Raw genomic sequence first — 20,217 nt, forward strand, 5'->3', positions numbered from 1 at the left:
CACCGAAGAGTCGGCGTTCGACGTTCTACAGGACAGGTTGAAGCGGCGTGAGAGAACAAGTTCCGGTGCGCATCGGCGACCGTTCGTACGACGTGCTCATCGGCCCGGGAGTGCGCTCCTCGCTGGCCGAGGTGATCCGGGGGCTCGGTGCCCGGCGGGTGGCGGTGGTGTCGGCGCGCCCCGCCCAGTGGGTGCCCGACACGGGTGTCGAGACCCTGCTGCTGCCCGCCCGGGACGGCGAGCCGGACAAGAACCTCGCCACCGTCGAGGCGCTCTGCGCGGAGTTCGTGCGGTTCGGGCTGACCCGCTCCGACGCCGTGGTCTCCTGCGGCGGCGGCACCACCACCGACGTGGTCGGCCTGGCGGCGGCCCTCTACCACCGCGGGGTGCCCGTCGTGCACCTGCCGACCACGCTGCTGGCCCAGGTGGACGCCAGCGTCGGCGGCAAGACGGCGGTCAACCTGCCGTCCGGCAAGAACCTGGTGGGCGCCTACTGGCAGCCCGCCGCGGTGCTCTGCGACACCGACTACCTGGCGACGCTGCCGCACCGCGAGATGCTCAACGGCCTCGGCGAGATCGCCCGGTGCCACTTCATCGGCGCCGGCGACCTGCGCCCGCTGGCCCTGGCGGACCGGATCGCCGCCAGCGTGACGCTCAAGGCCGGCATCGTCTCGGCCGACGAACGCGACACCGGACTTCGGCACCTGCTCAACTACGGCCACACCCTGGGCCACGCCCTGGAGGTGGCCACCGACTTCGCGCTGCGCCACGGCGAGGCGGTCGCCGTCGGCACCGTCTTCGCGGGCCTGCTCGCGGGCGTCCTGGACCGGATCGACCCCGCCCGGGTGGACGAGCACCGGGCGGTCGTCGCCTCCTACGGCCTGCCCGGCGCGCTGCCCGAGGGCGTGCGGCCGGGCGAACTGGTCGAGCTGATGCGGCGGGACAAGAAGGCCCTCAGCGGGCTGGCCTTCGTGCTGGACGGCCCGGCGGGCGCGGAACTGGTCCACGACGTGCCCGAGCGGGCCGTCCTGGAGGCCCTGGCGCGGATGCCGCGCCGGCCGCTCACCCGGCTCGTCGGGCACGGCGCCGACGGGCCCGCCGGGACGGGGGCGGCGGTGTCATGAGGCACTCACCACGGCGGCCGCCCGGCGGCCCGCCGGCCGCGCGGACCGGCCCGGCGGAACGGCTGCTCGCCGACCGCCTCGCCGCCGCGCTGGCCAGGCCCGCCGCGCAGCAGCCCGGCTGGCCGGACCGGGCCCGCGCGCAGGAGGTCGTCGCCAGGCTGCGCGCCGCCGCACCGATCGTCACGCCCGCCGAGACCGCGCGGCTCGCCGAGCGGCTGGCGGCCGTCGCCCGGGGCGAGGCCTTCCTGCTCCAGGGCGGCGACTGCGCGGAGACCTTCGCCGACAACACCGAGCCGCACCTGCGCGCCAACCTCGGCCTGCTGCAGCGGATGGCCCTGGTGCTCGCCCACACCACCGGACTGCCGGTGGTGCCGGTCGCCCGGGCAGCCGGCCAGTACGCCAAGCCGCGCTCCCACCAGGTCGACGCCCACGGCCTGCCGGTCTACCGGGGCGACATCGTCAACGGCGTCGAACCCACGCCCGCCGCCCGCACCCCGGACCCGGAGCGGATGCTGCGGGCCCACGCCGAGGCCTCGCGGACGGTGGCCATCGCCCGCCGGCTCCGCCGGGACGGCCTGGGCGACCCGCACGCGCTGCACGCCGAGAACCTCCGCTTCGTCCGCGACGCGCCCGGGGGCCACCGGTACGCGCCGGCGGCCGAGGAGATCGGCCGCGGCCTGGGCCTCCCGGCCGGCCCGGGAGCCGACGGCGGGACGGCGCCCGGGAGCGAGGTCTACGTCAGCCACGAGGCCCTGCTGCTGGACTACGAGAGCGCCCTGCTCCGGGTGACGGACGACGGGCCGGAGCCGCTGTACTCCAGCGGACTGGCGCACTTCCTCTGGATCGGCGAGCGCACCCGCGGGCCCGAGGACGCGCACATCGCCTTCGCGGAGCTGCTGGCCAACCCGATCGGCGTGAAGATCGGCCCGGGCACCACCCCCGAGCAGGCGGTCGAGTACGTGCGCCGGCTCGACCCGCACGGCACCCCCGGGCGGCTGACGCTGATCAGCCGGATGGGGCACGCGCGGGTCCGCGAGGTGCTCCCGCCGATCGTCGAGAAGGTCACCGCCTCCGGCCACCAGGTGGTCTGGCAGTGCGACCCGATGCACGGCAACTCCCGCACCGCGGACAACGGGTACAAGACCCGCCACTACGACCACGTCGTCGAGGAGATCGCCGGCTTCCTCGACGTCCACCGCGCGCTCGGCACCCACCCCGGCGGCCTCCACCTGGAGTCGACCGGCGAGGACGTCACCGAGTGCCTCGGCGGCGCCCGGGGGATCGCCGAGCACGAGCTGCCCGGCAACTACCGGACCGCCTGCGATCCGCGCCTGAACGCCGAGCAGTCGATGGAACTCGCCTTCACCGTCGCGGAGATGTTCGCGGAGACGGTCGCACAGGGCACCGCACCCCGCCCCGGGAGGCCACGATGACCGACGCCCCGCAGCACGCCGTCCCGCCCGGCCCGCCGATCGGCGGGGCCACCCGGCTGTACGCCGTCCTCGGCGACCCGGTCGCCCAGGTGCAGTCACCCGGGCTGCTGAACCCGCTGTTCGCCCGGCTCGGCATCGACGCGGTGCTCGTCCCGGTGCACGCCCGGCCGGGGGACCTGGCCACGGTGGTCCGCGGCCTGCAGCACATCGGCAACCTGGACGGCCTGTTCGTCACCGTGCCGCACAAGGCCGCCGCCGCCGGCCTCGCCGACCGGCGCAGCCGCACCGTGGAGATCACCGGCACCGCCAACGTGCTGCGCCGCGAACCCGACGGCGGCTGGCTCGCCGAGAACTTCGACGGCTCCGGCTTCGTCGCGGGCCTGGCGCGGGCCGGCCACGACGTCCGCGGCCGCCGGGTCGCGCTGGCCGGCGCCGGCGGGGCGGGCAGCGCCATCGCGGCCGCCGTGCTCGGCGCGGGCGCGGAGCGGCTCGCCGTCACCGACCCGGACGGGCCCCGGCTGGCCGCGCTCGTCGCACGGCTGGCCGAGCACTGGCCCGGCCGGGTCCGGGCCTCGGCCGAACCGCCCCTGCACGACAGCGACATCGCGGTGAACGCCAGCCCGCTGGGCCTGCGCCCGGGCGACCCGCTGCCGTTCCGGCCGGACGCCCTCGCGCCCGGCGCCGTGGTGGCGGACATCATCATGCAACCGAGGGAGACGCCGCTGCTGCGGCTGGCGGCCGCCCTGGGGTTCGACGTCCACCACGGAATCCACATGCTGAACGGTCAGGTGGACGAGTACCGCGCATTCTTCGGGCTGCGCTGACGGGTGATCGGCAGGTCGGGGCCGACGACTACCAGAACGAGGGATGCGGGCCGCCGAGGGCGGCGCCTACTGTGAGGCCGCAATACCTTGCGTGAAATCCCAGGGGCCATTGTTCCGCTCTTCCGTCGGCCACGCGCCCCGCCCGCTCAATCCCGCCAGGCCGTCCAAAAGCGGAGACCAGTTCGTAGCGGAGATTTGGAGAGACATGAACGCGCGACCGGCACCGGAATTCCCCTCCTGGCCGCAGTACGACGACGACGAGCGGAGCGGCCTGATACGCGCTCTGGAGCAGGGCCAGTGGTGGCGCATGGGCGGGGACGAGGTGAACTCCTTCGAGCGCGAGTTCGCCGACCACCACGGCGCACCGCACGCCCTGGCGGTCACCAACGGCACGCACGCGCTGGAGCTGGCGCTGCAGTGTCTGGGCGCCGGCCCGGGCACCGAGGTCATCGTGCCGGGCTTCACCTTCATCTCCTCCTCCCAGGCCGCCCAGCGGCTCGGCGCGGTCGCCGTCCCCGTCGACGTCGACCCGGTGACCTACAACATCGACGTGGCGGCCGTGGCCGCCGCGATCACCCCGCGCACCCGGGTGATCATGCCCGTGCACATGGCCGGGCTCATCGCGGACATGGACGCCCTCGGCAAGCTCTCCGAGTCCACCGGCGTCCCGCTGCTCCAGGACGCCGCGCACGCGCACGGCGCGCGCTGGCAGGGCAAGCGGGTCGGCGAGCTCGGCTCGGTGGCCGCCTTCAGCTTCCAGAACGGCAAGCTGATGACCGCCGGCGAGGGCGGCGCCCTGCTGTTCCCCGAGTCGGAGCTGTACGAGGCCGCGTTCTTGCGGCACAGCTGCGGCCGGCCGCGCACCGACCGCCGGTACTTCCACCAGATCGCCGGCACCAACATGCGGCTCAACGAGTTCTCGGCGTCCGTGCTCCGCGCCCAGCTGCGCCGCCTCGACGCCCAGACCGACCTGCGCGAGGAGCGCTGGAACCTGCTGTCCGGCCTGCTCGGCGCGATCGACGGCGTCGTCCCCCAGGGCAGCGACCCGCGGGCCGACCGCAACTCGCACTACATGGCGATGTTCCGGATCCCCGGCATCTCCGAGGAGGGCCGCAACGAGCTCGTCGACCGCCTGGTCGACGCCGGCCTGCCGGCCTTCGCCGCGTTCCGCGCGATCTACCGCACCGACGCGTTCTGGGAGACCGCCGCCCCCGACGAGACCCCGGAGGCGGTCGCCGAGCGCTGCCCCAACACCGAGGCCGTCAGCCGGGACTGCGTCTGGCTGCACCACCGCGTCCTGCTCGCCTCCGAGGAGGCCCTGCACGCCACCGCCGCGATCGTCGCCGACGCAGTGGCTGCCCTGTGAGGCATCGCGCCGCCGTCGTCGGGCTCGGCTGGGCCGGCCGGGAGCTCTGGCTCTCGCGGCTCAGGACGCACGAGGACTTCGACGTGGTCGCCGTCGTCGACCCCGACCCGGCGCTGCGGGCGGCGGTCGGCGAGGCGACGGGCATCCCCGCCCACGCGGCGGTGGACGCGCTCCACCCCGAGGACGTCGACGTCGCCGTCGTCGCCGTGCCCAACCACCTGCACGCCGAGGTGGCCGCGGCGCTGCTGCGGCGAGGCCTCGCGGTCTTCCTGGAGAAGCCGGTCTGCCTGACCTCCGCCGAGGCGGACGACCTGGCGCGGGCCGAGCTCGACGGCGGCATGCTGCTGGCCGGCAGCGCCGCCCGGCACCGCGCCGACGTCCGCGAACTGGCCGCGCTCGTCCCCGACCTGGGGCGGGTGCGGCACGTCGACCTGTCGTGGGTGCGGGCCCGCGGCGTCCCGAAGGCCGGCGGCTGGTTCACCCGGCGCAGCACGGCCGGCGGCGGGGTGCTGGTCGACCTCGGCTGGCACCTGCTGGACGCGCTGGCCGCCCTGGTCGGGCCGGCCGAGTTCGCCCAGGTGGTCGGCGCGACCTCCGACGACTTCGTCAACGTCGGCGCCTGGTCCGCCGCCTGGCGCCAGGACCGGCCCGCCGACGCGCTCACCGGCGACGTGGAGGACACCGCCCGCGGCTTCCTGGTCCGCGAGGACGGCATCTCCGTCTCGCTGCGGGCCAGTTGGGCCTCCCACGAGGCCCTGGACGTCTCCCGGATCGTGGTCGAGGGCAGCGCCGGCAGCGCGGAACTGCGCTGCACCTTCGGCTTCAGCCCCAACCGGCAGCCCGAGCCGGTCCTGACCCTGACCCGGGAGGGCACCACCCGTCGGATCGCCGTGCCGGCGGAGCCGATCGGGGCCGAGTACCGGCGCCAACTGGACGGCCTCGGGGCACTGCTGGCCGACCCCGCCCATCGCGGCCGGGCCATCGCGCAGGCGCGTGGCACGGTCCAGCTCATCGAGAGTTTCTACGAATCGGCCCGCGTTGCCGGCCGGGCGCGATCCGCCCGTCCCGCAGCCGCCCACGAGGAGGTGAGGACCTCATGACCGCCACATCGGCACCCGGGTCCGCCACGACCACGGACAGAGCAGCGAACCCCCGGCAGGCGGTCGTCTTCGACCTGGACGGGGTCATCGTCGACAGTTTCGCCGTGATGGGCCAGGCGTTCTCCATCGCCTACGCCGAGATCGTCGGCGGCGGCCCGGCGCCCTTCGAGGAGTACCAGCGCCACCAGGGCCGCTACTTCCCCGACATCATGCGGATCATGGGCCTGCCGCTGGAGATGGAGGCGCCCTTCGTCCGCGAGAGCTACCGGCTCGCGCACCAGGTGCAGGTCTTCGACGGCATCCCCGAACTGCTCCAGGAGCTCCGTGACCGGGGCCTGCGGATGGCCGTGGCCACCGGCAAGGCCGGCGACCGGGCCCGCTCCCTGCTCGACGGCCTTGGCCTGCTCCCGTACTTCGCCCACGTGATCGGCTCCGACGAGGTGGCCCGGCCCAAGCCCGCCCCCGACATCGTGCTGCGCGCGCTGGAGCTGCTGGACGTGCCCGCCGACCAGGCCATCATGATCGGTGACGCGCCGACCGACCTGGCCAGCGCCCGGGGCGCCGGCGTCGCCTCCGCCGCCGCCCTCTGGGCCGGTCCGGACGAGGCCGAGCTGCTCGCGGCCGGCCCCGACGTGGTGCTGCGCCGCCCGGTCGAGCTGCTCGCCCTCTGCCCGGCCCTCAGCGAGCGCTGACCCGACCGCGCGGAGGCGGCACACCATGCGGACCGGCGAGAACGGACCGGCACCGGGGCCAGGCGGCGCGGCGGACGCTGAGGAGGCGCCGCGCTACCTCGGCATCGACGTCGGCGGCACCAAGGTCGCCCTGCGGGCGGAGTCGGCGACGGGCCGGGCCGAGGAGACCTCCTTCGCCTGGGGCCCCGGCCGCGACGCCGACCACGACCTGGCCCGGCTCGCCGAGCACGTCGGCGCGCTGGCGGCCCGGTCGGGCGCGCCCTTCCGGGCCGTCGGTGTCGCGATGCCCGCCACCGTCGGCCCGGACGAGCGGGTCACCGCCTGGCCCAGCCGGCCGGAGTGGACTGGTCTGCCCCTGGGCCCGGCACTGCGGGCGCTGTTCCCCGGGGCGGCCGTCGTCTGGGCGGACGACGGGGACCTCGCGGCCCTCGCCGAGGCCGAGGCGGCGGCCTGCGCCGACCTCCTCTACCTGGGCGTCGGCACCGGCATCGGCGGCGGCCTCGTGCTCGGCGGCCGGCTCTGCCCGGGCCCGGCGCACGGCTCCTTCGAACTCGGCCACCTGGTCGTCGAACTGGACGGCCCGGTCTGCGTCTGCGGCCGCCGGGGGTGCCTCCAGGCGACCGCCTCCGGGCCCGCCACCCTGGCCCGCGCCGAGCGGCTGCGCGGCGCGCCCGTCACCTTCGACGAGCTGCGGGCGGGGCTGCGGGCCGGGCAGTCCTGGGCCGTCACGGCACTCGACCGGACCGGCCGCGCCCTGGCCGCCGCCGCCGTGGGCGTGGCGGAGCTGCTCCACCCCCGGCTCGCCGTGCTCGGGGGCGGCTTCGCGGCCGGCATCCCCGAACTCGCCGACCGGACGGCCGAGCACCTCGCCGCGCTCGCCCGGCCGGGCCTGGCCCCGCTGCCGGTCGCCCCGGCCCGGCTGGGCGGGCTCTCCTCGCTGCGCGGCGCCGTGCTGCTGGCCCGCGGGCAGTAGGGCGCGGGACGGCCCGCCCGGACCAGCCGGTCCGGGCGGGCCGTCGCCGCGTCAGCCCCCGTGGCCCGCCGCGCCCGCCGGTACGGCGGCTGTCAGCCCGGCCCGCAGCCCGTCCACCAGCGCGGCCGCGCCCGCCGGCTCGCCGGCCGCGCCGAACACGTGGTAGTCCGGGCGGACCAGCAGCGCGCTCGCCCCGTACCGCGCCAGGTAGGCCCCGTAGACGCCGTCCGTGTCCACCACCCGGACCTCGCCCGACTCCCCGGCGCCGCCGTCCCCCTGCCCGTCCCGGGTCCGGCCGGCCGGCAGCAGCCGCACCACGTGCGCCCGCAGCCCGGCCAGGAAGGAGAGCCGCTCCGCGCCGAGTCGGGCGTCCGCCCCGGGCGCGAGCAGCAGCACGAAGCCGCGCCCGACCACCTCGTCGAACAGGCCGCGGCCGCCGGGCCCGTCGACCACCCCCTGCGGCACGACCTCGCCGGCCGGCCTGAGCGGTCCGTCGCCCACGCCGCTGTACAGCAGGCCCTCGGTGAGGGGCTTGGCCGGCTCCGGCCGGGTCGGGCCCCGGCCGTGCCGGTTGGCCAGCACCGTGGCGTCCCGCTCGGCGGCGGCGGCCGGGTCGGTCACGCAGATCACCCGGCCCAGCTGGACCGAGGCCAGGATCGACTCCCTGACCTGCGCCCGGCGTTCCCCGGTGTAGGTGTCGAGCACCGCCTCGTCGGCGAGACCCCGCAGCACGAGGTCCAGCTTCCACGACAGGTTGACCACGTCCCGGATGCCCGAGCACATGCCCTGCCCGGCGAACGGCGGCATCAGATGGGCCGCGTCACCGGCCAGCAGCACCCGGCCCGCCCGCCAGCGGTCGGCCCACCGGGCCTGGAACATGTAGGTGGTGCTGCGCAGCAGGGTGGCGGTGTCCGGCGTGACCCCGAACGGGGCGAGCAGCCGCCAGGCCGTCTCCTCGCGGTTCAGCTCGGCGGCCCGCTCGCCCGGCAGCCGCATGAACTCCCAGCGCCGGTGCCCGGGGCCGCTGCCCACCAGCGTGGTGGGCCGGGTCGGGTCGCAGATCTGCAGGTTGGTCGGTACGAACGCCCGCGGCTCGCGCAGTTCGACGTCGCACAGCAGCCACTCGTAGGAGAAGCCGAGGTCGGTGACGGGGACGTCGAGGTGGTCCCGGACGAAGCTGTTGGCGCCGTCGCAGCCCACCACCCAGCGGGCCGAGACCGTCCGCGCCGCGCCGTCCTCGTCCTCGGCCGTCACCAGGACCCGGTCGCCGTGGTCGGCGATCCCGACGACCTGCCGGCCGCGCTCCACGGTGATCCCGGGCAGCCGCGCGGTCCGGGCGGCCAGCAGCTCCTCCAGGGCGGGCTGGTGCATGGTGTTGGCATCCGGCCAGCCGTACGGGCCCGGGGTCCGGAACTCGATGTCCAGCAGGGTCTCGCCGGCCGCCGTCCGCCACTGGTAGCCGGAGGCCGGTTCGGTGATCCGGCCGAGGTCCGGGCCGATCCCGCAGGCGGCGAGCAGCCGGGCGGTCTCCCCGTCGAAGCTGGTCGCCCGGGGCAGTGTGTACGGGCGCCGGCGGCGTTCCAGCACGGTCGTCCGCCAGCCGTGCTGGGCGAGCAGGACGGCGAGCGCGGCCCCGATCGGCCCGTTGCCGACGACGACCACGTCCGTGTCCGTCGGGCCGGTCGGGGGCTCGTGCGGTGACACCTTGGGCATAGGGACCCCTCATCGCAGGGAGGCGGCGGACCGGTGCGGACCGGTGCACGGCGGGTGGGCACGGCGGCGGGAACACGGCGGAGGAGCGCGCAGGCGCTGCTCGGACGCCGCGGCGGCTGCGCGCGACAACGGGGCGCGACAGCCCTGGCAGGAACATCGGAAGACTACTACCGCGACCCGCGTGAAGCGTCAACGTCCGCCCCGGGCTATCAGATCGGGGGATACCACGACCGGTCTTGATCGGCCTACTGTGCGGACGTCCCGAAGAATCCGGGGACCCGTGCGCAGTCCGCCCGCCACCGCCTTCCGGCGTGGGCCCGCGGCCGCGCCACGGACCGTTGCCCGAAGGGAAGATCCGGCATGGCCCAAGCGACGACCGCCCACTACGAGAAGTGGGTCAGTGTCTTCCACCCGGTGCCGACGAGCACCGTGCGGCTCGTCTGCCTGCCCTACGCCGGCGGGTCCGCGAGCTTCTTCTTCCCGGTGTCGCGGGTGCTCGCCCCGAAGGGGATCGAGGTGCTGGCGATCCAGTACCCGGGCCGTCAGATGCGCCACCAGGAGCCGGGCATCGACAACATCCCGGAGTTCGCGGACGAGATCTTCGCGGCGGTGCGCCACCTGGACGACAAGCCGCTGGCGCTGTTCGGCCACAGCATGGGCGCGGTGCTCGCGTACGAGGTGGCCCTGCGCCTGCGGCGGGCCGGACTCCCGGCACCGGTACGGCTGTTCGCCTCCGGCCGGCGGGCGCCGTCCCGCTACCGCGACGAGAACGTCCACACCGGCTCGGACGCCGACGTGGTGGCCGAGCTCAAGGCGCTGAGCGGTACCAGCCAGCTCATGCTGGCCGATCCGGAGAACCTGGCGATGATCCTGCCGGCCATCCGCAGCGACTACACCGCCATCGAGCGCTACCGGCACGACCCCGACCAGCGGCTGGACTGCCCGCTGACGGTGCTCGCCGGCGACAGCGACCCGCGGGTGTCGATCGACGAGGCGCGGGCCTGGGAGGAGCACACCACCGGGGCGACCGAGCTGGAGGTCCTCCCCGGCGGACACTTCTTCCTCGCCGACCGGAGCGCCGAGGTGATCGAGCTGCTGGCCCGGAGACTCACCGGGCAGGACGCCGCAACCAACCGCTGAACCACCTCCTGGAATGGGTCGACATGCGAACCGCCGCACCCGTGCCGACGATCGGCCAGCACTCGCTCCTGGTGTTCCTCCTCCAGGTCGCCGTGCTGCTCCTCCTGGCACTCGTCCTCGGCCGGCTGGCCCAGCGCTTCAACCTGCCCGCGGTGGCCGGTGAGCTGTGCGCGGGCGTCCTGCTCGGGCCCTCGGTCCTCGAACCGCTGCTGCCGGGCTTCTCCGACTGGCTGCTGCCGCAGAAGCCGGACCAGCTGCACCTGCTGGACGCCGTCGGGCAGCTCGGCGTGCTGCTGCTCGTCGGGGTCACCGGCGCGGAGCTGAAGTTCGCCCTGGTCCGCCGGCGCGGGCTGACCGCGGCCCGGGTCAGCATCGCCGGCCTGCTGCTGCCGCTGGGCCTCGGGATCGGCACCGGCTACCTGCTGCCGCGGTCCTTCCTGCCGAGCGGCGCGGACCCGGCGGTGTTCGCGCTCTTCCTCGGCGTGGCGATGTGCGTCACGGCGATCCCGGTGATCGCCAAGACCCTGCTGGACATGAAGCTGCTGCACCGCGACATCGGCCAGCTCATCCTGGCCGCGGGCGTGGTCGACGACGTGGTGGGCTGGTTCCTGCTCTCCGTCGTCTCGGCGATGGCCACCGCCGGGCTGACCGCCGGGGTGGTCACCACCGCGGTGCTGTACCCGATCGGCGTGGTGGTCTTCGCCCTGGTGGTCGGCCGCCCGCTGGTCGGCCGGGCCCTGCGCGCGGCCGGCCGGTCGGAGGGCCCGATGCCGACGATCGCCACCGCCGTGGTGCTGGTGCTGTTCAGCGCGGCGGCGACGCAGGCGATGCACCTGGAGGCCATCTTCGGAGCCTTCGTCTGCGGTGTGCTGATCGGCACCAGCGGCGAGCTGGACCCTGCGAAGCTGGAGCCGCTGCGGACCACGGTGCTGGCCTTCCTGGCCCCGCTCTTCTTCGCCACCGCCGGCCTGCGGATGGACCTCACCGCGCTGGGCCGCCCGACCGTCCTGGGCGTCGCGGTCGCGGTGCTCGCCGTGGCGATCTTCGGCAAGTTCGTGGGGGCCTTCATCGGGGCCAGGCTCAGCCGGCTCAACCGCTGGGAGGCGCTGGCGCTCGGTGCCGGGATGAACTCCCGCGGCGTTGTCGAGGTGATCGTCGCGATGACCGGCCTGCGGCTCGGCGTCCTGAACACCGAGACGTACACCATCATCATCCTCGTCGCGATCGTGACCTCGCTGATGGCGCCGCCCATCCTGCGGTACGCGATGACCCGCGCCGAGGAGGTGGCCGGGGCCGAACTCGGCCTGGGCGACCAGCACACCGACCCGGTACAGACCCCCGACCGGGCACCCGGCGCGATCCGCGTCTCCGACCAGCGAGGTGACTCATGACCACGATGCTTCTCCTGAACGGCCCCAACCTCGGGATCCTCGGCCAGCGCGAGCCGGAGATCTACGGCACCGACACGCTGGCCGACATCGAGAAGGCCGTCGCCGAGGAGGTGAGCGGCGTGGGCTGGGAGGTCCGCTCGATCCAGCACGACTCCGAGGGCGACCTCGTCCGGGCCATCCACGAGCACCGGCTCAGCAGTGTCGGCGCGGTGGTCAACCCCGGCGCGCTGATGATCGCCGGGTGGAGCCTGCGCGACGCGCTGGCGAGCTATCCGCAGCCCTGGGTCGAGGTGCACCTGAGCAACGTCTGGGCGCGCGAGCAGTTCCGGCACGAGTCGGTGATCGCCCCGCTGGCCGGCGGTGTGGTGGTCGGGCTCGGCGCCTTCGGCTACCGCCTGGCGGCCCGCGCCCTGGTGCACCTGACCGCCGCCGACCGCTGACGACCCGCCGGGCCGCCGCGGCCGGCCCGCCGCGTACGGCCGGGGGACACCGCCGGCCCGTCAGACACCTCCGGACCGTCCGGACCACGCGTTGAGAGGAAGACCCGGCCCATGAGGCTCAAGCTCCACGAAGTCGGCGACGGCGACAAGGTCGCCCTGCTCGTCCACAGCATCATCTCGTCGTCGGACACCTGGAGCCGGGTGGCGCCCCGGCTGGCCGACCGCGGCTACCGGGTGATCATGCCGGACCTGCGCGGCCACGGCGAGAGCCCGCAGGCCGACTCCTACTCGCCGGAGCTGCTCGCCGCCGACCTGGTGGAGTCGCTGCCGGCCGGCGCGGACCTCGCGATCGGCCACTCCTTCGGCGCCTCGGTGCTCTCGCTGGCGGTGGAGGGGCTGCGCCCGGCCAAGGTGGTCTACAGCGACCCCGCCTGGCGTTTCACCGAGAAGGCGGTCGCGGAGATCCGCGAGTTCGCCCAGTTCACCAAGGTGGCGACCGCCGAGGCCATCCGCCCGATGTTCCTGCGCTGGCAGCCCGAGGACATCGAGGCCGAGCTCGCCGGGTACGCGCGGTGGGACGTCCGGGCCGTCGACTGGCTGGAGAGCTCGCACAGCTACGTACCGGCCCGCCCGGTCGTGCCCTCGCTGGTCCAGGGCGCCGGCGACCACCACCTCGTCCCGGACGAGCTGGCCGAGACCCTGCGCGCGAGCGGGTTCGAGGTGCGGTACGTGCCGGACACCGGCCACTGCATCCACCGGGACGACCTGGACGGCTTCCTGGCCTCCCTCGAAGGCTGGATCTGACCTTATGGGCAAGGAAAGTTGACGTTCAATCAGGTCATTCGGCCGGCGACGCGACACGGTCGCCGGCCGAGCGGCCGAACGGTGATCGGCCTGCGTGGTAGTGTCGCCGCGTGAGCTCTGGCCGCCTTGATCACACACATGAAGGCACTTCTCCGACCGACGGGAAACCGCAGGTCGTCCACGGTTCCTTCGCCCTGCAGGTCGGCTTCTCGGCGCCGCCGGAGCAGGTCTTCGCGGCCTTCGCCGAGCCCGCGCTGCGCATCCGCTGGTTCCGCCTCCCCGGCTCCTCGAAGCACGCCACCCACGCGCTGGACTTCCGGGTCGGCGGCAGCGAGGTGGCGACCAACCTGTTCGTCTCCGGGGACATCGAGGAGCGACTCGAATACCGCTCCCGGTTCCACGACATCGTGCCCGGCGAGCGCATCGTCTACGTGTACGAGGCCCACGTGGACGGCCTGCGCCGCTGGGTCTCCCTGGTGACGCTCGAACTCGTCGCCCAGGGCGCCGGATCCCGGCTCGACTGGACCGAGCAGTACGCGTACCTGGTGCTGAGCGGGGACGGCACCCAGGACACCGCCCACCTCCAGGGCGGCACCCGGCTGATGCTCAACGGACTGTCCGCCGTGGTCGACCCGGAGCGCTACCGGGGCCTGGCGAAGATCCGCCCCGAAGAGTCCTGACCCTTCGTCAGTATCTCGCGAGAGGCGCAGCCGGCACGGGCGGCCCCCTGTCGAGGGGGCCGCCCGGACCCCCGGCCGCGCCGGGACCTCGGGCGGAAGCCGGGATCCGCTCGCGCGGGGGCGACGAAGCGTCAGGTGTTCGAGGCGCGCACCGCGGTGAGGGTGGCCGGCTCCGGCTCCGCCGGGCTCGGCGCGGGACGGCGGCGCCGGGCGAGGGCGAGGAGGAGGGCGCCCGCGGCCGCGCCGGCGAGGAGGACGATCGCGGCGACCGAGGCCGCGCGGCCGACGGCGTCGGTGAAGGCCTGGGCCACGTCCTGCGGCCGCGGGTTCCGGAGGGCGCCGAGCCGCTCGCCGAAGCGGCTGGTCATCAGGGTGCCGAGGACGCTGGTGCCGAGCACCGCGCCGACCTGGCGGGCGGCGTTGACCGTGCCGGCGGCCGCGCCCTCCTTGCCGCGCGGCACATGGCCGACCGCCAGCGCGGTCGAGGGCGCGCCGGCCAGGCCGCAGCCGAAGCCGAACAGCACCAGCGCCGGGGCGTAGCCGCCGAACCCGTCGGCCGGTTCGACGGTGGCGAACAGGCCGGCGCCCGCCGCCGCCAGCAGCAGCCCGGTGATGATGAGCCGGGCCGCGCCGAACCGTGGCCCGAGGATCCCGGCGACCGCCGAGGCCAGGATGAACATGCCGAATTCCGTGAGGAGTTGGACGCCCACCTGGAGCGCGGTCAGTCCGCGCACCTGCTGCAGCCAGAGCACCTGGAGCATGGCGAGGCCGACGAAGCCGAACAGGACGGTGCCGGCCAGCAGCAGCGCCGCGCTGTACGAGGGGTCGCGCATCAGCCGCAGGTCGAGCAGCGGGTGGGTGCGGCGCAGTTCGACCACGGCGAAGGCGGCGAGCAGGACGGCCGAGCCGAGGGCGGCGGCCAGTGGGGCGCCGCCGAGGTAGCTGTGGTGGCCGCCGTCGATCAGCCAGTAGATGAGCAGGGCGAGCCCGCCGGTGGCGAGGATCTGCCCGGGCCAGTCCAGGCGGACGCCCTCGGCCCGGGACTCGGTCACGCCGAACAGGGCGGCGGCGCCGGCGATCGCGGCGATCGCGGGGCCGAGCCAGAACGCGGTGTGCCAGGTCGACCAGCGCAGCGCCAGCCCGGCCGTGATCGGCCCGAGGGCGAGGCCGAGGCCGGAGGCGGCGGCCCAGGCGGCGATCGCGCCGGCCCGCCGGCGCGGGTCGGGGAAGGCGTCGGTCACCAGGGCGAGCGAGCTGGGGGTGATCAGCGCGCCGCCGAGTCCGGCCACCGCCTGCCCGAGCAGGACGGTGGACAGGCTCCCGGCGAACACCAGGACCACCCCGCCGGCGGCCATCGCGAGCGCGCCCAGCAGGAAGATCCGCCGGCGGCCCCAGCGGTCGGCGAACGCGCCGCCGCCCAGTACGACGGAGGCCACCACCAGGGTGTACATGCTCGGGATCCAGACCAGGTCCGCGGCGTCGAGGCCGAGGTCGGCGCGGACCGCGCCCAGCGTGCCGATGGTCTGGGTGGTCTGGATGAAGACGGTGAAGAGGCCGAGGCAGGCGGCCAGCAGCACGGTCCCGGTGCGGTCAGTGCGCGGCATCGGGCACCTCCGGGGTGCGGGGCGCGGCGGTGCGGGGGGCGGTCACGAGAGCTCCCAAGGGCGTGGGTTTGACATCGCGACTCACTGTAGCGCTGTGCGTTTGATAATCCAACTATGCAGGTGGATGGCGTGACGCAGCGGCGGGGCGCCCGGTGGATCCGAGGCGCCCCGCCGCTGCGGAGGAGTGGTCGGTCAGCTGGGCGTGCTGCCCGAGGCGCCGGGGCACGGCGGGAGGGTCGAGGGCGCGACGGTCGCACAGGTCGCCGTGGCCACCGTCGGCCCGGACGCCGTCGCCGAGTTCGCGGACGCCGTCGCCGTGGAGGGCGTCACGCTGGCGGTGGACGGGCCGGGCGGCGAGGACGAGGTGGGGCCGGCGGACTTGGTCGACGACGAGGCCGACGCCGAACCGGTGCTCGCCGAGGACGACGGGCCGGAGGACGGCCCGGACGGCGTGCCCGAGGAGCTGGAGGCCGAGGCCGACCCGGTCGACGGACCGGTCGAGCCCGAGGTCGAGCCGGAGGTCGAGGGCGAGCCCGAACCCGAGGTGGAGCCCGACATCGACGCCGACGGGGAGACCGGCTTCATCGGAGCGGCCGGCGGGATGCCCGGCACCAGGACCTCCGGCGGCTGGACCGTCTTGTCCACCACCTTGATCTGCCCGGTCAACCGGGCGAACCAGCCGCCGGTGGTGATGTCCACCAGGACGAGCTCCGTCACCGGCTTCGGCGCCGCCACCACGATGACCAGCGAGGACGGCTGGAAGCCGGTCCACGACTTGCCCGTGTACTTGGCGTCGCTCACCAGCTCCGGCGGCTTCAGCGGGTTCCCGCAGCTGCAGCGCACCCGCGGTACGCCCTGCGCGTCGACCAGGACGGCGGTGCCGGCCTGCAGCACCGACTGGTAGGCGACCGACGCCCCGCCCTTGTAGCTGTGGTTGGTGACCCGGGTGTCCACCCGCAGGTAGGCGGAGGTCAGCGAGCGCAGATAGCCCGGGATGGCGGACTGCTCGATTCCCTGGGCGGCCGCCCAGGCCCGGCCGGTGTCCCCGGTCGACGTCATGGAGATCAGCCGTTCGACGTCGCAGGCCGGCTTGGACTTCTCACCGGCGTAGAGTCCGGCCGAGGAGCCCTGCACGGTGCGGATGCCGCTCGGCGAGGCCGCGGCGGTGCTCTTCGTGGCGCCGCCCGGACTGCCCGGGGCCGACGCGGGAGAGGAGACCGCGGTGGTCTCGACCGACTGGGTGAACGGCGCCGGTCCCGGATCGCCCGGAGTCTGCAGCGCCACCTCGTTCGCGGCCGGGATGGCATCGCTGGGGGTACCGCTCCCACCGCCGCCGCTGTTGACGATCAGCACCGTCGCCAGCACGGCCAGCGCCGCGGTGCCCCCGGCCAGCGCCAGCTTCGTGCGGGACCGCCACCACGGCGTCGGACGCCCGCCCGGCCCACCGGCAGAGGAGCCGCCGGAGGAGCCGCCCGGCCCGGACGGCCCGGACGGGGGAACGGACGGCGGTCCCGGCGGGCCGCTGGACGGCGGCCCGGAGAGCGGGCCGGACGGCGGGCCGGACGGGGGCCCGGAGAGGGGCGGTTGGGAACTCATCGAGGCTCCGTTTCGCGGGCGGCCGGCGAAACGACCGGCACAGAAGGCTCCTGCCACTGGCTTCCATTTCTGCCCCCGCCCGGCAACCGCCGCAACAGCACGCCACCGCCGGCTCGCTGTGCGCACACAGCGCGCGCGGCCCGGTCCTGGGTGACGCTGGACTCAGACGCGAGGGGGGCACCCGAGTCCACCAGGAGCCCGCATGCCCCAGGAGCCCCCCACCACGGCCCCCGGCCCGCCCGGCGTTCTGCGCGGCTGGCTGGACGCGTCGGCGGTCGTCCTCGCCGGGATCGCCGCGATGGCGGCGGTGGCCGCCCTCGGCCTCTGGGCCGCCGGCGCCGGCTCCCTGCCGGGCGGCGGCTTCCCGTACGTCCTGGCCGGTGCGCTGGCGCTCGCCGTCGGGGGCTCCGTGCAGCTCGACGGCGGGGCGGGCTTCTTCGCCCAGGTGGACGCCGGGATCACCGCGATGCCGCTGACCGTCGGACTGGTCGGCGCCCTGGTGATGGCGGAGGTGTTCCTGCGCCAGCTGCGATTCCGGGCGGTCGCAGGCGGCGCCGAACTGCTCGGCCGGGTGGCCCGGACGGCGGCCGTCTGGGTGGTGGCCCTGGTGCTGATCACCCTCGCCGCCCGGCACACCTTCGTCGTCCCGCTCGGCGACGACCTCGTCCAAGACCTCGGCGGCGCCCTCGGCCTGACCCCCGAGATCGGCTTCCACGCGGAGCCGCTGAGCACCATCGGCCTCGGGCTGCTCTGGCTGCTGGTGGTCCTGGCGGCCACCTTCGCGGTCTCCCGCCGGGCGCCGCTGCCGCGCGGCCTGGTGCCGTTCCAGCAGGCCGTCCGGCCGGCCGCGTTCGCGATGCTGCTGGTGCTGCTCACCTGTGTGGTGCTCGGCCTGGTGGCGGGGCTCGTCACCGCCGTCGTGCACGGCGACGCCCGGGCGACGCTGGCCCTGCTCCTGCTGGCGCTGCCCAACCTGGTCTGGCTCGCCCTCGGGCTGGGGATGGGCGCCGAGTGGCACGGCCACCTGGTCGGGGCGATCGGGCTGCCCGTCCCGGAGTCGCTGTCCGAGGTGCTGCGCGCACCCGAGGGCAAGTCGGCCACCATCAGTCTCAGCACCCTTGCGGAGCAGGACGGCCGGGTCTGGTGGCTGCTGCCGCTGACGGCCGTGCTGCTGCTGGCGGCCGGCTTCCTCACCGCCTACCGCTCCCCGCGCGGGGTCCGGCTCTGGCAGCACGCCGTCCGGCTGGGCGCGGCCGCGGCCGTGACGATGCTGCTGGTGGGCGTCTGGTCTCGGGTCTCCGCCGACTACGGCCTCTCGGTGCTCGGGGTCGGCGCCGGGGACGGCGGGCTGGGCGATCTGCTCGGCTCCGTGCTCGGCGACACCAACCCGGTCGCGGGCCTCGGCGGCGGCTCGCTCGTGCTCGACCCGAAGCTCTGGCTGCTGGTGCCGCTGGCGGCGGCCTGGGGCCTGGTCGCCGGCCTGCTCGGCGGTCTGCTGGCGGCCCACCGGAGCAGGCGCGGCGAGATCGCGGCGGACGGCGGCTGACGGCCGGGACCGCCAGGTGTCAGCGTCCCCGGGGGTGGACGACCGGCGTCGCCCAGTCCGGCGGCTCGGGCACCGGGGGCGAGACGTACGGCCCGCCCGCGCCGCCGCCGTACGCCGGGAGCACCTGGGTGGCCGGTCCGTCCGCCAGCCAGGGCGTGGCGGGGCCGGGCGCCTCGGCGGTGGCGGCGCGCAGCTCGGCGACGAACTGCAGGCAGCTGGCGTACCGCTGCTCGGGTGATTTGGCGAGTGCCCGGGCCACCACGGCGTCCACCTCGGCGGACAGGTCCGGGCGGTGGTCCCGCAGCGTCGGCGGCGGGTCGTTGAGGTGGGCCCAGAGCAGCGCGAGGTCGCTCTCCCGCCGGAACGGCGGCGTCCCGGCCAGCATCTCGAAGACCACACAGGCCAGGCTGTACTGGTCGCAGCGGCCGTCCAGCGGCCGTCCGGAGATCTGCTCGGGCGCCGCGTAGTCCAGGGTGCCGACGATCTGCCCGACGGTGGTGAGGCCGCTGAGCGAGAGCGACTTCTTGGTGAGGCCGAAGTCGGCCAGGTACAGGTGCTCCGGGTGTTCGCTGTCCGTGCCCGCGGCGACCAGCACGTTGCCCGGCTTGACGTCCCGGTGGACCAGGTCCTGGTCGTGCGCCGCGTCCAGCGCGGAGCCGATCTGCAGGGCCAGCCGGGCCGCCCGGCCGACCGTGAACGCGCCGCCCCGGTTCATCAGCCCGCGCAGGTCGCCGCCGTGCACGAAGCGCATCGCGATGAACAGGATCCCGTCCGTCTCGCCCGCCTCGAACACCGGGATGATGTGCGGGTGGTCGATCGCGGCGGCGGCCTCCGACTCGTGGATGAACCGCTGGCGGAACACCTCGTTGCGGGCCAGCTCCGGCGCCAGCAGCTTCACCGCGACCGTCCGGCCCAGCCGCAGGTCCTTGGCCCGGTACACGACGGCCATGCCGCCCCGGCCGATCTCGGCCTCCAGCCGGTAGCCGGCCACCCGCCGCCCGACCATGCCGGACGGCAGACCGGGGACCTCCTCGGTGTGCGAGCCGGTCGGCGGCGGCGGTTCGGTGGGCTCACCGCTGCCCGACTCCTCCGGGGGGATCACGGCTCACCCGTCCGGGTCGGCTCGTACCCGGTGGGGGCTCGGCCGGGCGCGGGCGCGGGCGAGGGCGAGGGCGCCGGGCCGGGCGCGGGCGGCGGCGAGGCGGCCGGGCGCGGGGTCGCGGCCGGGGAGGCGTTCGGCCGCCCGGGCGCCGCGTAGGTCTGCAATTGGAGGCCGTCGCAGTAGCACCAGCGGTCGTGCACCGGGTCGAACAGCCAGAGCGCCTCGCCGTCGACGACCAGCCCGATCCGCAGGCCGCGGGCCCGGTCCCGGAAGGTCTCCAGATCGGCACTGCCGGCCGCGAGGTCCTCCAGCAGCGCCCGGTAGCGGGCCAGCGCGCCCTCGGCCTCGGCCAGCGCCGGGCGGGGGTCGGCCGTCCGGGCCGGCGGGCCGGTGGCGTCCGGCGGCGCCGTCGGGAGGTTGATCAGCAGTCGGCCGTCCACCCAGGTGGCCCAGCCGTTGGAGCAGAGCACGTGCCCCCAGTCACCCTGCCGGGCGATCAGCTGGACCGGCAGCAGCGGGTCCAGCCGGGCGGCCGGCTGCGCCGGGTCGGGGGCCGTCCAGGTGGCCATCCCGTCCGGCGGGGCGACATGGGTCGGGCGGAACGCGAATTCGTCCATGGGCTCCGTCCATCGGAGGCGTTCACTTCTGCGTGATCACTTCCAGCTGATCACCTGCGTCCTGCACACCTG

Annotated in this window: 18 protein-coding genes; 13 read left to right on the forward strand and 5 right to left on the reverse strand. The window is 75.3% G+C overall.

Annotation, left to right across the window (positions count from 1 at the left end; all coding sequences use genetic code 11):
• Positions 1–47 precede the first annotated feature (47 nt).
• The 7 genes from OG618_RS32965 (at position 48) to OG618_RS32995 (ending at position 7,512) form a co-directional block, all read left to right on the forward strand.
• Positions 48–1,124 carry a 3-dehydroquinate synthase family protein gene (locus OG618_RS32965; RefSeq protein ID WP_329491269.1) on the forward strand — a complete coding sequence of 359 codons (1,077 nt, stop codon included), beginning with the start codon at positions 48–50 and terminating at the stop codon, positions 1,122–1,124.
• Positions 1,121–2,557: a 3-deoxy-7-phosphoheptulonate synthase class II gene (locus OG618_RS32970; RefSeq protein ID WP_329491270.1), complete on the forward strand. Its 1,437-nt coding sequence runs from the start codon at positions 1,121–1,123 to the stop codon at positions 2,555–2,557. The genes OG618_RS32965 and OG618_RS32970 overlap by 4 nt, the downstream gene beginning before the upstream one ends.
• On the forward strand, positions 2,554–3,381 hold the full coding sequence (locus OG618_RS32975) for a shikimate dehydrogenase family protein (RefSeq protein WP_329491271.1): 828 nt from the start codon (positions 2,554–2,556) through the stop codon (positions 3,379–3,381). The genes OG618_RS32970 and OG618_RS32975 overlap by 4 nt, the downstream gene beginning before the upstream one ends.
• Before the next feature lie 205 nt (positions 3,382–3,586).
• The gene (rifK, locus tag OG618_RS32980) at positions 3,587–4,747 is read left to right on the forward strand and encodes a 3-amino-5-hydroxybenzoate synthase (protein WP_329491272.1); all 1,161 of its coding nucleotides are present in this window, start codon (positions 3,587–3,589) and stop codon (positions 4,745–4,747) included.
• Complete coding sequence (locus tag OG618_RS32985) at positions 4,744–5,847, forward strand: Gfo/Idh/MocA family protein (protein WP_329491274.1); 1,104 nt, start codon at positions 4,744–4,746, stop codon at positions 5,845–5,847. Before rifK ends, OG618_RS32985 begins: the two co-directional genes overlap by 4 nt.
• A complete protein-coding gene (locus OG618_RS32990; RefSeq protein WP_329491275.1) occupies positions 5,844–6,539 on the forward strand; it encodes an HAD-IA family hydrolase in 696 nt (231 codons plus the stop codon). The genes OG618_RS32985 and OG618_RS32990 overlap by 4 nt, the downstream gene beginning before the upstream one ends.
• 25 nt (positions 6,540–6,564) lie before the next feature.
• Complete coding sequence (locus OG618_RS32995) at positions 6,565–7,512, forward strand: ROK family protein (protein WP_329491276.1); 948 nt, start codon at positions 6,565–6,567, stop codon at positions 7,510–7,512.
• 51 nt (positions 7,513–7,563) lie between these two features.
• Here the strand turns inward: OG618_RS32995 and mhpA are convergent, their stop codons facing one another.
• Positions 7,564–9,225 carry a bifunctional 3-(3-hydroxy-phenyl)propionate/3-hydroxycinnamic acid hydroxylase MhpA gene (gene mhpA, locus OG618_RS33000; RefSeq protein ID WP_329491277.1) on the reverse strand — a complete coding sequence of 554 codons (1,662 nt, stop codon included), beginning with the start codon at positions 9,223–9,225 and terminating at the stop codon, positions 7,564–7,566.
• Between the two features lie 360 nt (positions 9,226–9,585).
• Here mhpA and OG618_RS33005 point away from each other — a divergent pair, with 360 nt between their 5' ends.
• From OG618_RS33005 to OG618_RS33025, 5 genes are all read left to right on the forward strand, one after another.
• A complete protein-coding gene (locus OG618_RS33005) occupies positions 9,586–10,365 on the forward strand; it encodes a thioesterase II family protein (RefSeq protein WP_329491278.1) in 780 nt (259 codons plus the stop codon).
• 23 nt (positions 10,366–10,388) lie between these two features.
• Positions 10,389–11,756 carry a cation:proton antiporter gene (locus tag OG618_RS33010; RefSeq protein WP_329491279.1) on the forward strand — a complete coding sequence of 456 codons (1,368 nt, stop codon included), beginning with the start codon at positions 10,389–10,391 and terminating at the stop codon, positions 11,754–11,756.
• Positions 11,753–12,196: a type II 3-dehydroquinate dehydratase gene (locus tag OG618_RS33015; RefSeq protein WP_329491280.1), complete on the forward strand. Its 444-nt coding sequence runs from the start codon at positions 11,753–11,755 to the stop codon at positions 12,194–12,196. Before OG618_RS33010 ends, OG618_RS33015 begins: the two co-directional genes overlap by 4 nt.
• A gap of 111 nt (positions 12,197–12,307) precedes the next feature.
• Complete coding sequence (locus OG618_RS33020; RefSeq protein WP_329491281.1) at positions 12,308–13,000, forward strand: alpha/beta fold hydrolase; 693 nt, start codon at positions 12,308–12,310, stop codon at positions 12,998–13,000.
• 110 nt (positions 13,001–13,110) lie between these two features.
• Positions 13,111–13,680, forward strand: coding sequence for an SRPBCC domain-containing protein (locus OG618_RS33025; protein ID WP_329491282.1), 570 nt, complete (start codon positions 13,111–13,113; stop codon positions 13,678–13,680).
• Positions 13,681–13,811: 131 nt separating this feature from the next.
• Here the strand turns inward: OG618_RS33025 and OG618_RS33030 are convergent, their stop codons facing one another.
• On the reverse strand, positions 13,812–15,284 hold the full coding sequence (locus OG618_RS33030; protein WP_329491283.1) for an MFS transporter: 1,473 nt from the start codon (positions 15,282–15,284) through the stop codon (positions 13,812–13,814).
• Between the two features lie 192 nt (positions 15,285–15,476).
• The gene (locus OG618_RS33035; protein WP_329491284.1) at positions 15,477–16,880 is read right to left on the reverse strand and encodes a DUF6777 domain-containing protein; all 1,404 of its coding nucleotides are present in this window, start codon (positions 16,878–16,880) and stop codon (positions 15,477–15,479) included.
• 202 nt (positions 16,881–17,082) lie between these two features.
• Here OG618_RS33035 and OG618_RS33040 point away from each other — a divergent pair, with 202 nt between their 5' ends.
• Positions 17,083–18,426 (forward strand): streptophobe family protein, encoded by a 1,344-nt coding sequence (locus OG618_RS33040; protein WP_329491285.1) that lies wholly within the window; start codon positions 17,083–17,085, stop codon positions 18,424–18,426.
• Between the two features lie 19 nt (positions 18,427–18,445).
• Here OG618_RS33040 and OG618_RS33045 read toward each other — a convergent pair whose 3' ends face one another.
• Both OG618_RS33045 and OG618_RS33050 read right to left on the reverse strand, forming a co-directional pair.
• On the reverse strand, positions 18,446–19,432 hold the full coding sequence (locus OG618_RS33045) for a serine/threonine-protein kinase (protein WP_329492374.1): 987 nt from the start codon (positions 19,430–19,432) through the stop codon (positions 18,446–18,448).
• 92 nt (positions 19,433–19,524) lie between these two features.
• A complete protein-coding gene (locus OG618_RS33050) occupies positions 19,525–20,145 on the reverse strand; it encodes a hypothetical protein (protein WP_329491286.1) in 621 nt (206 codons plus the stop codon).
• Between the last annotated feature and the right edge of the window lie 72 nt (positions 20,146–20,217).

This window comes from Kitasatospora sp. NBC_01246, assembly GCF_036226505.1.
In the GTDB taxonomy this organism is placed as follows: Bacteria; Actinomycetota; Actinomycetes; order Streptomycetales; family Streptomycetaceae; genus Kitasatospora.